9 protein-coding genes are annotated in these 14,893 nt (G+C 36.5%); 4 read left to right on the plus strand and 5 right to left on the minus strand.

Going from position 1 to position 14,893, the window contains the following annotated elements; genetic code table 11:
• Window positions 1–348: 348 nt before the first annotated feature.
• The 5 genes from ABIL69_00875 to ABIL69_00895 all read right to left on the minus strand — a co-directional run bounded on the left by ABIL69_00875 (window position 349) and on the right by ABIL69_00895 (window position 8,543).
• On the minus strand, window positions 349–3,027 hold the full coding sequence (locus ABIL69_00875; GenBank protein MEO0122544.1) for a M1 family metallopeptidase: 2,679 nt from the start codon (window positions 3,025–3,027) through the stop codon (window positions 349–351).
• A gap of 290 nt (window positions 3,028–3,317) precedes the next feature.
• On the minus strand, window positions 3,318–4,331 hold the full coding sequence (gene queA, locus ABIL69_00880; GenBank protein ID MEO0122545.1) for a tRNA preQ1(34) S-adenosylmethionine ribosyltransferase-isomerase QueA: 1,014 nt from the start codon (window positions 4,329–4,331) through the stop codon (window positions 3,318–3,320).
• 3 nt (window positions 4,332–4,334) lie between these two features.
• On the minus strand, window positions 4,335–5,156 hold the full coding sequence (locus ABIL69_00885) for a class I SAM-dependent methyltransferase (GenBank protein MEO0122546.1): 822 nt from the start codon (window positions 5,154–5,156) through the stop codon (window positions 4,335–4,337).
• Window positions 5,156–7,864 (minus strand): hypothetical protein, encoded by a 2,709-nt coding sequence (locus ABIL69_00890; protein MEO0122547.1) that lies wholly within the window; start codon window positions 7,862–7,864, stop codon window positions 5,156–5,158. Before ABIL69_00890 ends, ABIL69_00885 begins: the two co-directional genes overlap by 1 nt.
• Window positions 7,824–8,543 carry a hypothetical protein gene (locus tag ABIL69_00895; protein ID MEO0122548.1) on the minus strand — a complete coding sequence of 240 codons (720 nt, stop codon included), beginning with the start codon at window positions 8,541–8,543 and terminating at the stop codon, window positions 7,824–7,826. Before ABIL69_00895 ends, ABIL69_00890 begins: the two co-directional genes overlap by 41 nt.
• Window positions 8,544–8,683: 140 nt before the next feature.
• Here ABIL69_00895 and ABIL69_00900 point away from each other — a divergent pair, with 140 nt between their 5' ends.
• The 4 genes from ABIL69_00900 (at window position 8,684) to uvrC (ending at window position 14,667) form a co-directional block, all read left to right on the plus strand.
• A complete protein-coding gene (locus ABIL69_00900; protein MEO0122549.1) occupies window positions 8,684–10,138 on the plus strand; it encodes an RtcB family protein in 1,455 nt (484 codons plus the stop codon).
• Window positions 10,139–10,142: 4 nt separating this feature from the next.
• Complete coding sequence (locus tag ABIL69_00905) at window positions 10,143–11,507, plus strand: TldD/PmbA family protein (GenBank protein ID MEO0122550.1); 1,365 nt, start codon at window positions 10,143–10,145, stop codon at window positions 11,505–11,507.
• Window positions 11,507–12,820 carry a TldD/PmbA family protein gene (locus ABIL69_00910; GenBank protein MEO0122551.1) on the plus strand — a complete coding sequence of 438 codons (1,314 nt, stop codon included), beginning with the start codon at window positions 11,507–11,509 and terminating at the stop codon, window positions 12,818–12,820. Before ABIL69_00905 ends, ABIL69_00910 begins: the two co-directional genes overlap by 1 nt.
• Before the next feature lie 74 nt (window positions 12,821–12,894).
• Window positions 12,895–14,667, plus strand: a complete 1,773-nt coding sequence (gene uvrC / locus ABIL69_00915) for an excinuclease ABC subunit UvrC (protein ID MEO0122552.1) — start codon at window positions 12,895–12,897, stop codon at window positions 14,665–14,667.
• Window positions 14,668–14,893: the final 226 nt, after the last annotated feature.

Below are 14,893 nucleotides of genomic sequence, written 5' to 3' on the forward strand. Positions count from 1 at the left end.
GAGGTTAACGATTAATTAAACTGCGGTCAGAAACTACTCTTTCACTTTTGCGAAAAAGTGAAAAAAGGTAAACAAGTATTCACTCCACTTCGCAAGTAAATAGGAGACAAAAAATGAAGAGCAGTCTTTTCCCCTCACCTTTACCCCGAAACAAGCCTGTCCTGGCGCCAGACCAGGATTCGGGGTAAGCTCTCTCCCACAAGGGGAGAGGGGTTTGATGTATGGAGGGGGTAAATTGAAAATCCCCCTTTATCCCCCTTTAAGAAAGGGGGATATTAAACTTTTGAGATTGCCACGCCCCTCGCTATGCTCAGGGCTCGCAATGACACTATGTGTGAATAACGCTAGTTAAAAACCAATTCCAATAACAGAAAATTCTACTGACCAGTTCTTGGGCCAGAATTTGTCAATGTGATTATACAGGGGCAGGATGAAACCAATTGGTCCAACAATAATCTTTATACCTGTATCATAGGCATATTCCCATTTCAAACTATCTCCATTATAATAATAACCCAAATCACCGAAAATTCTTAATGGAAAACCTTCAGGAAATTGCGAATTTATACAAATAAGCCCATCAGTCTTTATATGATAACCCTGATAACCTGCCATATTCCCATCCTGTTTGATATGGATATGCTCCTGTGGAGACGCATATCCTTTATGACCGAAAAACAAATCAGAAACAAAAGTGTGCCTCAAGGCACCACTTAAAAATATCATTTCCTGATTTGGCGCAGTGCCAAGAATCTTTCCGGCAAAAAGGCGGAAATATAATGGCGATAAATACAACTTTGAATCTTTCTCAAATTCAAAAGTCAATTTTGAAAAACTCCAGTCAGTGTTAAAAAACTCATCAGTGCCGCAGAAATTTATCCCTGCTGACCAGTGATTTGTATGATAAGAAAATTGATTCTGTAGTAAATAATATTCAGTAATCGTCCAATCTATTGAATCAACCGAGATAAATGATTTTAGATTATTATAACTTAAAAAAGTTTTTATATTCATCTTGGGTTCTGGAGCAAATGGAATTCCAAAATCATTAGTAAATCCCATTTGATGTTTTATCTCATCACCACCGTTAGAACTTTTTAAGAATATGCGCGAACGATAACCTTTTTTAAATATTATCGGGGTCTGATAACTAAAATTGTAATAATGTTTTTTACTTTTGACTCCATAGATATAGCCAAGCAACCACTGATTTTTGCCCTTGATAAAATCCACATCAATGAATTGTGCACCGGCAAGATAAAGTCCGGGCGTAAAGCCGTCGTTTGTGTCATACCATAAATAAGGAAGAACAAAGACCTGATAGGTATCAAAAGAGGGCCAGTTTAAGAACGGCTTTAAGGCAAATTTTTTGGGGTGATAATTATTATATCTGTCTGCTTCAGGTGTATATCCGTATGGATCAATAATAACCTTCTTTATCTTTTTTGCCTCAGAAAAATGAAAAGTATCTGAATGTTGCTTTATTTTCAAGATTTGACCACCATTGTCAGTCTGAACCAGCAAATCGGTCGGTAGTAAAAACTTTCCTTTGTTTTCAACCACCAGCGAATTTCCTGATATCCTTTTTATATGCCAATCACAATATTTTGTAGTATGTAGAAAATCATTAAAGAACTCCTGCAAATCTTTACCACTTGTTTCTTCACATATCCTGATAAAATCTTCAGTATGCGGATGTTTGAATTTGAAATCTTCAAAGTATCTCTTGAGGATTATATCAAATGTATTTGCACCCAGATATGCTTCAAGGTAACGAAGAAAAAATGCAGGCTTTGAATAAACTGCATTCTGGTAGGCAATCGGGTTATCAATGAATTCACAGGACTTTGTTAAAACAGGTTTTTCTATCTGATTCGTTAATGTAATATAATATATTAACCGGTTGATATAATTATGAGGCATTTCAGGTAGGAAGGATGATTTAAAAAATGAATTATCAACACCGTATTTATCTATAAAATACCTTGCTTCAGCATACGAAGTAAATCCTTCGTCAAGCCAGGCTTCGTCCATTTCATTAGAACCGAGTATGCCATAAAACCACTGATGGGCAATTTCATGGATAATAACGAGCTCAAATTGCCTTGTAAGTTTATCTTCACTTCCGCCGACAATTACCAGATTTGGATACTCCATTCCACCACCAAAATATCCCTGGACCACACTCAATTTTTTATATGGATACATACCAAACCACTTATTATATCTCATTATCGCATCAACTGCATAATCTCCGGCATTCTCCCATTTTTTGCGGTATTTTTTTATATAATAAACCTCAATCTCTATTCCATCAACTATTCTCTTCTCAATCTCAAAATCTTTATCACAGACCCAGGCAAAGTCATGGACATTCTCGACAAGGAAGCGAACAATTTTTCTATTATTCTCTAATTTAGATGAATCTAAAACCACACCACTACCTGCCACTACATAATCGTTTGGCAATTCTATTGAAACATCAAAATTTCCAAATTCTCCGTAGAATTCACCGATTGCGTGATAACCCTGCTTGTGCCAGCCCTTTTCATCAAAGACACAGGGCTTTGGATACCACTGAACTATCTCATAATGTTTACCCCTGTATCCGAGACGGGAGAAAATCTTTGGAATTCTTAAAATTGCATCAATTTTTAGAACAGCTGAATCTCCGTTCAATAAAGGTTTATCAAGCACAACTGCCATAATCGTTTCATCTATTATAAAATTTAATTCCCTCTCCCCTATTTGCACCGAATTTATATCAATCCAGCCCCTTTCTGACTTCTTTGCCTTCAAGAATTTATAAGAACCCATTTTTTTTAATTCCTTTGCAAAAGTAGTGTTATTGTCACGATAAGCATTGGCATAGAGATGGAAATATAGAGTTTCAAGACTGACTGGTGAGTTGTTATGATAGGTCAAAACTTCAGTAATTTTTAATGTATTATTCTCATCATCAAGAATGCACGAGATTTTGTAATCCACCTTCTGCTGCCAGAAAAATAAAAATAATATAATCGCCATAGTCTCTCATTATATCCATCATTTTAAATAACGCAAGACTCAAATGCGAAAGAAGAAACTTTGCAAAAGTTATTGCAAACCTCAAGGTTTGCCCTACATTATTTATCGCGGCTGGAAGCCCTTCTACAGAATAATTATAGTAAGTTAGAATTAAATTAAAAATTTTTAAACTACGCATTAGCAAGCTAATGCACTCCAAAAAATTAGTTGCTATGATAACAGAAGTTTGGTGAGGAAGTGAGTTTGGAAGTTAGAAGTGAGAAGTTAAGAAAGGAAAAAGAATTAGGTTGTTAGATTATAAACATTGCATCACCATAGGATAAAAATCTATATCTTTTTTCAATCGCCTCTTTGTATGCCTTAAATATCAACTCCTTTCCCGCAAACGCACAGACGAGCAATAAAGGTGTTGAACAGGGAAGGTGAAAATTTGTGATAAGGCAATCAATCACCTTAAATTTATGACCCGGATATATAAATAGATCAGCATATCCAGAAAACGGCATAACCCTTTTTTTACCATCTTTATTTTTTGAGGCAATATATTCCAGGGTGCGCGTCACGGATGTGCCAACACCGATTACTTTTTTACCTATGTTTATCAGTTCCGCAGCCTCTTCAGATACTTCTACATATTCTGGATCCATATAATGCTCTTCAATATTTTCCGAACGAATCGGTTTGAATGTTCCGGGACCAATATGGAGTGTAATATAAGCAATTTTAACACCCTTGCTTTTAATTTCATAAAGAATTTCTTTTGTGAAATGTAATCCTGCGGTTGGTGCAGCAATTGAACCAGTCTTTTGGGCAAATACGGTTTGATATTCCTTTTCATCTAATTTCTCTGGTTCTCTCTTTATGTAATGGGGCAATGGGATTTTTCCTAAGTGCTCTATTATATTTTCAACTTCTTTGTTGAATTCAAGCTGATACCTTCCTTTCTCACGACTCTTTACCTGAGCAAATAGACCATTAGCAAAAAATATCTTTGTATTATCCCTGATACGACTGCCCGGATTGATTAGTGCGGTGCATTCATTATTATGGTAAGAAATTATAAGAATTTCAATTTGGGCACCGGTCTCCTTTCTTCCAAAAATCCGTGCCTTAAAAACCTTCGTATCATTCAAAACAAGAATGTCACCTTCAGAAAAATATTCTACTATTTCGTAAAAGTGGCGATGGATTATCTCGCCGGTATTCCTATTCAGAATTAGCAGCCGTGCCTCTGCCCTATTCTCAATCGGATACTGGGCAATCAATTCTTCGGGTAAATCATAATAAAATTCCTGGAGTTTCATATCCTATGGCTTCTCCGCCAGCACATAAGACCTTCTTCCTTCTTTAAAAAAAAGTTTTATTAATTTACCAAGACCGAGTGTATCAAGGATAAAGAATGTATCAATCTCAAGTCTGTTTAACATTTTAACAAATAAGATATTTAGCGCTGAATCGGGAAAGAATTTATCTGATATTGATTCAAAAATGCCAGTCAATGTAGTAAATGGCTTTACCCAGCCCCTGGATTCAAATTCAAAACTGCCTGATTCAATAATTTTAAAACCTTTTTTCTCAACGAGTATTTTTAACTCTTCTGGCTTATAAGCGGTATGTAGATAACCCGCACCTTCCACACCACTCTTTATACCAAAACTCTTTAGAACACCAAGTTTTGTTATAACTGGACGTTTTTTTGAATAAGAAGGGGTTGTGATCAATACCATACCCCCGGGTTTGAGGATATTGAATAATCCGATAAGAAAATCATCCACACGGTCAAGGTGCTCAATTACTTCAATCGCAATTGCATTATCTATTGAATCTTTCTTAAAGAATCCAATATTTCGCAAATCTCCCTGTATAAAATTTATGTGGGGAAAGAGTTTTCTGCCTTTTATCAGCAAAGAAAATGCAATATCAACACCAATCACGGTTCCTTTTTTCCATCCTGAAGAGAGCCGTCCGATATTACAACCACAATCAAGCAGGATACCTTTGGGTAATTGCTCTAATTTTTCAAGCACCCATTTCTTTCTCATTATGCCACTCAGACTTGAATATGTCAATTTATCTTCAGGATAGCATTTTCCGGCAAGTTCGTAAAATTCACGATATTTATCAGCCATTAGAATTTTATCCTTGTTTGAAATTTTAAATTCTGAATGGGTGCCTCATCAGGCGGGAGCTGGATACGATATATTAAACTGAAAATAGTATTATTACCTATCCCCATTGAACCACTCAAAGTAAATATCTTGGTCAATCCCGGTGGCTCATTTGCAGAGAATAAATATGGAACATTTTCAACATTGTATCTACGATAAATAAATTCGCTATTCAATTCAATCCGACCCTGATTTTTTATCGGTTTTCCTAATAGCAAACCTGCCGAAGGTGTCTGGAGAATCAAGGTCAGGTCTGGAAAGAAATCAGAAAAAATTTTACTGTATTTAAAACCGGTGAAAGGCTTTACCTGAGGATTTTCAACCATTTCCAGGTCCAGCGCAATACCATAATCAATCCTTTCTTCCCTTAAAAATCCACTCCATTTCTCATTATGATAATCTATTGAATGATAATTGTAAAATTTTCTGTATCCAGGATTCACAGATAAAAAATACTGAACATGTGAAACTGGCTCAAGTGCATAACGACCATCTCTTGAAAAACTTTCTTGAAGATTTATTTCAAGATGTTTATCTTCTTTTTCAAGATTTATAAAAACTTCTTCCCTCCGGTTGAGGAAATTTTCTTCATTTAAATAAAAGAGCCTTGCCTTCGCGTCAGATATACCATACGAAAAGGAGGGTTCAAGATTGTATCTCCTGCTTATGACCCTCTGAAAATCCTGCAATAGTATTGTCTGTTTAATATAATCCCCTCTTTCCTTTGGGATATAGGTCTGCGTTACCGGGTCATAAACATAATTTCCTGTTCCATCAGGAACTTTTACATAAATTTCATCTTTCTTCTGGGTATATCTCTGGGATTGTTCAAGTTCCCCGGTTAGTCTGAAATTATTAAAATACAAATTTAAGTTAGTATTTAAAAATATGAATATAGTGTCATTAAAAAGCCGAGCACCTACAGAAGCATTCAATGGTTTTGTTGAAAAATCAATTTTTGTCAGAATTGCCCTACCATTTTTGCTTCTCTCATAATTTCCTGATACACCTATTGACTTATCCTTTTGAAAGAGATAATTTGTCCCGTACTCTGTATAATGTTCTCCTTCTTGATTTAAATACTGCGTATAGAGAGAAACATTGTTTATCTGTTTCCTCAAACCAAGTATGTATTTATTAATCGTGTCGATATCTTCATAACCACAATAGAAAAAAAGTGGCTTCAGATATATAAGCCTTCTTTTATGCTGACGGTTCAAAATACCAAAACCCATATCAATCCCGAAATTTTCAAAAGGCTTTATTCCGGAATTAAATTGGAAAAGTTCATTCAGAAGTTCGGTAGTATTCCACTCATAATTATAGTTCAAATCCTGCCTTCCTTTAGGCTGATAAAGGTCTTTCTCATAATTTACATACTTGCTTGAAATTGAAAAAATACCAAATTTTCTTTCCAAATTCAATTCATAACCCTTCGCCATATTATCGTTATCATCATAAGGAGAAAACTTGTTCTTATCCACATTTGAACCATAAAACCTACCAGACAATCCAGAATTGTGTTTCAAACCAAATCCATAAAATTGATTATCCGCGGGAAGAGGAATATATTTTTCCGGAGTGTAATTACCGAGATTTTTCCCAACATAGACAAATCCCTTAATCGTCGGATCATAAACATAATCTCCCCTATTCTCGCCGGCATAGAAAAATGAAACCCGGTAATGTCCATTCCCTTCACCTACATATACAAATCTTCCGTCTATCAGATCATAATTTCCTGTTGATGAAGTATCAGCATATATGTGTCTGACCCTTAAACTATCACCGCTTGCCTTCAAACTTTCAATCTCTGCCTGATTTAGCTGAAATCCAAGCGGGCTATTATTATCATCATAAATGCGATGAAAAATGGAATTAAACTGGAAATTTTTTACCCGATATTGTGCGTCAAATTCCTGATAGATATTTGTATAATTCTCTATTGCTTCCAGATATTCTATAATTATGCGCGTATTTGCGGTGATTATATTTTTATTGGTAAAATTAATTACACCTTGTTCATAGTCTATGTTATAATCCACATCCACCATTAAAATTCTTGCAGGGTTCATAAGGTCAGAAAGATAAACCTTTTCTGAACCATAAACAATTTTACCTGAAAGAAAATATGGACCCTGCTTCCCCTCTTCTCCATCAAATTCAATCCTGCGGAACTGCCCGCGATTAAGTGCATAGGAAAGATTTAAATTATTTTCCTGCTGCGCAAGCCCCATTCTCACACCACTGATTTCATTGAATATCTCAAAAGGCAATACAAGGCTCAAATCACCGATACCACCATAAAAATTTTTTGACCAGACTTCAAGTTTCATTTTTTCAATGTCTGTAATCCTGCGCGTTGGCGCATCCGTTCCCTGGTCAGAAAGAGCACCTTTTATCTTTACTCCCTCTATCTCACCACCCACATAGAGTTTCAGTCCCTGGTCAAAACCTTCTTCAATGTCAAAAGAAAAATCCTTAATTCCACTTATCTTTAAACGATTTTGCTCATCTTCTTCAATCCTTTCTCTAACAGACATATATGCTGTATCTATTGTCATATCCGTATCAACCTCTATCAACCGGAAATTATAATAAACTGAATCAAGCCTAAAACTATCCGATTCAAAAATCTGATTTGTTGTAAATATAAATAGTATCACCATATTGGCTCAGGGTCACGATATTTTTTTCAGTGGCTTTTAAATCAATAATAGGATGACCGATTTCAATTTTCTTCCAATCCTGTCCTTTCACAAGAACATCTTTTTGTGCAGATGAAAAGAGATAAATTTTTTCATCAACCACAATTTTTTCTTTTTTTTCAGGAATTTCAATTTTTTCAATTATATTTCCATACTCATCAAGAACAAAAATTTCCTTTCTTGTCAAAAGATAAATCCGATTGCTAAAATAATCCATATCAACCACATTAAAATTCTTTTTTATCAGTCGGGTCTTATATCGGGAATCCAAAAATAAAATCTCTTTTTTCAATCGGTCCATCAGAATGATTTCTTCTGCATCGGTTATAACAAAAGAAGCAACATCGCCTTTATAAATATTCTCAATTAATCCAGAGTTGAGAGATAATTTAAAGATTCCACCCATCATATTTAAATAAATAGAGAAGGGTGCCATACGAAACCCATAAATGCGATTATTTATCCCCCCTTCAACAGCTATATTCTGCATATTATTTGAACTGTCAACCTTAAGTATTGCCCTATTATTCTCCTGGATTAAATAAACCCCCTCTTCGTAAAACTCAAGTTTTGTGCATTTCACAGGCAATTCAAGAATAGAGTGTGGATCAAGAAAGAATATTAAGAAGAGCAATGGCACAAATAAAGAATATATAAAAACCACGCTTTGTCAACCAAATTAAGTATATCACTGCTTGCTCGGTCTTATTGACAAACAACGATAATTAAAGTAAAATATAATGCGATTAAATAAATTTCCTTTTAGATAAGGAGGTCACCATGGCGTGGCAAGGCGAACTTATTAAAATTGATGAATATCGTTATAAAATTCCTAAATCCCATAAATCTGGTATGAGAACAGATGGGATTATTTATGCCTCATCAAAGATGCTGGAAAAAATAAAAGATGATGAGGCGCCGGAACAGGTAGCAAATGTCGCAACCCTGCCGGGCATAGTGGGCTATTCACTTGCAATGCCTGACATCCACTGGGGATATGGGTTTGCAATCGGTGGTGTTGCTGCGTTTGATGTAAAAGAAGGAATCATATCGCCCGGCGGTGTCGGCTATGATATTAATTGCGGGGTAAGACTTTTAAGAACCGATTTGAAATATACAGAAATAAAAAACAAACTCAAAGAACTTGTGCGTGCTATTTTTGAAAATGTCCCTTCAGGAGTTGGTTCCACCGGTAAAATTAGAATTGATGACCGGGAAGTAAAAGAAGTTATGCTTTATGGTGCACAGTGGGCATTGAAAAAAGGCTATGGTTGGAAAAGAGATATTGAAAAGATAGAAGAAAATGGAATGCTTAAAGGTGCTAATCCAGATAAAGTCTCAAGAAGGGCAATTGAAAGGGGAAGACCACAATTGGGCACACTCGGCGCTGGTAACCATTTTCTTGAGATACAGATTGTTGAAGATATCTATGACCCTGAAACTGCAAAATTGATGGGAATATTCGAAACAGGACAAATAACGGTTATGATCCACACTGGCTCAAGGGGACTTGGTTATCAAATCTGTGATGATAATGTAAAAACCCTTGGTAATGCAGTGAGAAAATACGGCATCAATATACCGGACCGCCAGCTTGCCTGTGCACCGATTGAATCACCTGAAGGTAAATCTTATTTTGAACAGATGGCTTGCGCGGCAAATTATGCCTGGGCAAATCGTCAGTGTATAATGCACTGGGTAAGAGAGGCATTTGAAAATGTCCTGGGCAAGAAGGCAGAAGACCTTGGGATGGAATTGATTTACGATGTTGCCCATAACATTGCCAAATTTGAAGAGCATAGAATCAATGGAGAAACAAAAAAAGTCTGTGTCCATCGTAAGGGTGCAACAAGGGCATTCTCAGCCGGGCATAAAGATATTCCAGAGGTCTACAAAAAGATTGGGCAGCCTGTCTTGATTCCTGGAGATATGGGTTCACATTCCTATTTATTAATCGGCACTGAGCAGGCAATGAAAGAAACCTTTGGTTCAACCTGTCATGGTGCGGGAAGACTTTTATCAAGAACCAAGGCACTTGATGTGACAAAAGGGAGAAGGATTGACAAAGAACTTGAGGCAAAAGGAATATATGTTCTATGTGCATCAAATGAAGTTTTAAGAGAAGAAGTCCCTGAAGCATATAAGGACATTGATACGGTGGTTGAAGCGGTCGTCGGTGCAGGGATATCAAAAAAGGTCGCCCGTATGAGACCACTGGGTGTTGTGAAAGGATAGAAAAATGATAGAAAAATTAAAATCTTTGCTTTCAAAAATAAATGCTGATTATGCAGATTTGAGATATGAGATTAAGACCGAAACAAAAATAATTTTTTCGGGCAGGGATATCACCGAAGTGAGTACCTGCCCTACCGATGGATTTGTGCTTCGGGTCATCAAAAATAAATCGCTTGCGACAATAACATTTACTAAAGGGGATGATTTTGAAAAGGCAGTAAATACCACCCTATCCAATGCAGAAATTATGTCACAAAATAATTGTATACCGGTTGAATTTAGTAAAGTCCCAATTATAAAAGACAAATTCACCCCCGAACTCAAAGAAGACCCTGAAAAAATTTCTATTGAAGAAAAGATAGAATTAACCCGCCATTATAATGAGATACCTTACAGAATACCGGGGATAATCCATACTGATATCGGTTACAGTGAAACAATAAGAGAAAAATGTTTTGTGAATACCGAAGGAACCGAGATAGTAGAAAAACTCGTTACAACCCGAATTGCCGGTTCAATCATAAGTAGCAATGGGCAGATTATACAGACCGTTCGTGTTGGTGTCGGTGGTAGTAGTGGATTTGCCATCCTGCGAAATCGTGAAGAGCAATTTATAAAGAAAGCGGAAATTGCCGGTAATTTGTTGAATGCCACACCGGTAAAGGCAGGAATTTATAATGTAATACTGAATCAAAACCTCGGTGGAGTATTTACCCATGAAGCATTTGGGCATTTCTCTGAGGCAGATTTGATTGAAAATAATCCTTCAATGCGGGAGAAGATGAAACTCGGTGCGAAACTTGGCACTGAAATTCTTAATATCATTGACGACCCGACAATTCCTGGGCAGTTAGGATTTTATAAATATGATGACGAAGGTGTTCCAGCACAACCAGTACAATTGTTGAAAAACGGCGTCCTTGTCGGTAGGCTTCATTCAAGGCGCACAGCGAGTGCATTCAATGAACCACCCAACGGTCATTGTGTCGCCGAGGATTATCGGTATCCACCAATAATTCGTATGGGAACGATCTTTATCCAACCTGGAGAAAAAACATTTGAAGAATTACTTGAAATACTCGGTGATGGACTTTATCTATGCGATGCAATGGGTGGGCAGACGAGTGGTGAAAATTTTACATTTGCTGCCCAGTATGGATATATTGTAAAAAACGGCAAAATTGCAGATATGGTTCGCGATATTAATATCTCAGGAAATCTCTATGCAACATTGAATAACATTCAGGCAATTGGCAATGATTTAAAACTTGGAGAGATCGGCGGATGTGGTAAAGGGCAGATGAATATACGCTCCTGTTATGGTGCGCCCCATATCATTATCAAAGATGCGGTGATCGGAGGTGTATAATGAAGAAATTTCTATCCGTTCTAAAAACAAGAGTTGACCAGGCTGAAATTTATTATTATGAATCTTTTTCTAATGGAATCGCTTTTCAGAATGGGAAATTAACGGAACTGGAAGGAACGATTCAATCTGGTTATTCATTAAGAATAATTAAAGACAATATCCTTGGTTTTGCATACACAAAGAATTTAAACAATCCTGAGTTGCTTTTGGAAGGTGCGATTAGTTCATTGAAGGCAGGCACAAAGACAAATCTAAAATTCCCGGAAAACAAAGTTAATCATAAATTAAATAATTATGACCGCGAAATTGAAAATGTTACGAATGAACTGGTGGTTGAGGAATGTAAAAAGGTGATTGATAAGTTGAAAGAAAAAATAGATGCAAAAATAGATGTCCGAGTTGTTTATGGAACTGAAAAGATACAGATAATGAACACAAACGGTGCCGAACTTTCAGAAAACTTTTCTACATATACACTTATATGCGGTGTGGTATTTCCGAATACTGCAAATGGTCTTTATTATTTGCTAAAAGAAAAAAAATTTACCCCGGCACCCGAGACTGAATTGGATAATATGATTGAAATGTATCAGAAGGCATTGACTGAAAAGAAATTGCCGAGTGGTAAAATGAAGGTATTATTTTTGCCCACGGTTCTCTACGCACTGCTCTGGCGTCTTCAGAGTGGAACAGCAGGCAGTAATGTATATTACAAAAAGTCGCCGTTGATAAATAAAATTAACGAAAAGATATTAAGCGAAAAATTAACCATATACGATGACCCACATAACGAAGAGTATCCGTTTGCGCGGGCATTTGATGATGAAGGAACACCCACAAAAAAGTTGATGATTGTTGAAAAAGGCGTACTGAAAAATTTCTATTACGACCTTTTCTATGCTGACAAAATGGGCGTTAGCCCCACGGGCAATGGATATAAAGGCGCAATGTGGGGTGGTGAATATGCAGCGTTAAAACCAATGCCAGGGCTTGAACATCTTGTTATTGAACCCGGAACAAAGAGTTTACAGGAAATGATTCGTTTAATAGATAAAGGTGTAATTGTTGTGGGTGCCCTTGGTGCACATAGCGGGAATATTCCTAATGGTGATTTTTCAATCGGCATTGACCCCTGTCTATATGTTGAAAATGGCGAAATAATTGGTCGGGTTAAAAATACTATGATTGCGGGCAATATCTATGATGTAATGAAAAATGTTGTTGAAGTTGAGAACAGACTCCATCCCACATATATGGCTGGAAAGGCACTGCCTGCAATCTTATTTGATGATATGATGGTAGTTAGTGGATAGGAATTATCTCGTTTATAAAGACCAATGCGCACCCTGAAGGGTGCGGCTACAAAAAGTTGTCTTACTGATTTGATATGGAAAGTGTTATAAAACAAAAAATTGACCAGTCACCAGCACTACCGGGCGTTTATATATTCAAAAATCAAAAAAACAAACCACTATATATCGGTAAGGCAGGTGATTTAAAAAATCGCCTCAGTTCATATCTGAAAAATCCTGACCCCCGGATAAATAGAATCATAACAAACTCTGCTGATATTGATATAATAATCACGAACTCCGATACTGAAGCCCTCAGCCTTGAAGAATCTTTGATAAAACTTCACAAACCAAAATATAATATTCGTCTGAAAGATGACAAAAAATTTCCCTATCTTAAAATAACTGTTCAGGAAGAATATCCAAGGATATTTTTCACAAGAAATTTGAAAAAAGATGGCTCGCTAATATTCGGTCCTTATACAAGTGCCCGTGCATTGCGTCAGACCAGGGATGCATTATGCAAAATATTCAAGATCGCTTCCTGCAATAAAGATTTTTCCAAACCTCTTCCCCGTCCCTGTCTTTCAGCCTACATCGGTAGATGCAGTGCACCCTGTGTGCGGAAAATATCAAAAGAAGAATATCAAAATCTTGTGAAGAAGGCGATAAAATTTTTAAAGGGCGAATCAGATGAACTTGCAAGGGCAATTGAAGAACGAATGTGGGAACATGCAAAAAAAGAGAATTTTGAGGCGGCAAAGATTTTAAGGGATGAATTGTTTGCCATAAGAAGAATAACCCAGCGCCAGCAAATCGTCACCAATGACGGGATAAATCGCGATGTGATAGGTTTTGCTCGCAGCGGTATTCATTGTACTGGTTGTCTTTTCAGAATTAGAGAAAATAGATTAATATCAAAAGAGATATACCATTTAAAGGTACCTAAAGACGAAAACACCCAAAATATTATTTCGGCATTTATAAGACTTATCTATACCCATATTTCATTTTTACCTGCAGAAATAATTGTAGCAAAGGAACCGAGTGACTGGGATATACAACAAAAATGGTTTAAGGAAAAAGGAATTTATATTGCTCTCGTAATTCCCTATAAGGCGGAACTAAAAAACCTTCTTGAGTGGGCAGAAAAGAACGCTGAAACCGAACTCGCGGGGGTTGTGATTGCAAAAAGGACGCCAACTCCAATCATTGAACTTCAGAATATTCTCCAGTTAGATAAACCACCAAGATGGATTGAGGCATTTGATATTTCAAATTTGAAAGAAAAATTTGCGGTTGGGTCATCCGTTGCATTTCATGATGGGAAGCCATACAAGAAATTATATCGTCATTATCGGATAAAAAGGGTTCAAGGACAGAATGACTTTGCAATGATCCAGGAGATAGTTTCAAGAAGACTTGATGATATAAAATCCTCCAATCAAATGCCAGATTTATTATTGATTGATGGAGGAAAGGCGCAACAGAATGCTGCACTAAAAGTCATAAAACAGATTGACCTGCCAATACCGGTATTTGCAATTGCCAAACGCAGTGACCAGTTATACTATCCTGATGGTAGAACCATATCAATACCAACTCTTTCAAGAAGCGTGGTTTTACTGAAAAGAATCCGCGATGAGGCACATAGATTTGCCATTACCTATCATAGAAAAGTAAGGATTAAACAGGTCACAGCCTCTGCCCTTGATAGAATTCCGGGCATTGGGGAAAAAAGAAAAGTCATTCTGCTTAAACATTTTGGCAGTGTTGATGCAATTAAAAAGGCAGGGGAAGAAGATATTTCAAAACTTCCCGGTATAGGTAAAAAGATTGCGCGTGTAATATACGAAGCCCTCCATTAATGAATAAATCCAAGACTTTTGTTTGCAATTTACAACAAACTCTAATTTTTACAATCCCGCTAAATCCTATATTGATAATTTAAAATGTCCTGATTATCTATATGTAGGCAAAAGCCCAAAACCCCTTGAATTAATGAAAAATTTGGATATACTTATAAAGTGGATTTCAATAGAAAACATTGCTCTAAAAATGGGTCAAAATTTATTTTTTAAGAGAGGAGGTTTA

The organism is candidate division WOR-3 bacterium, from assembly GCA_039802005.1.
In the GTDB taxonomy this organism is placed as follows: Bacteria; Hydrothermota; Tepidihabitantia; order SM23-42; family JAOAFX01; genus JAOAFX01.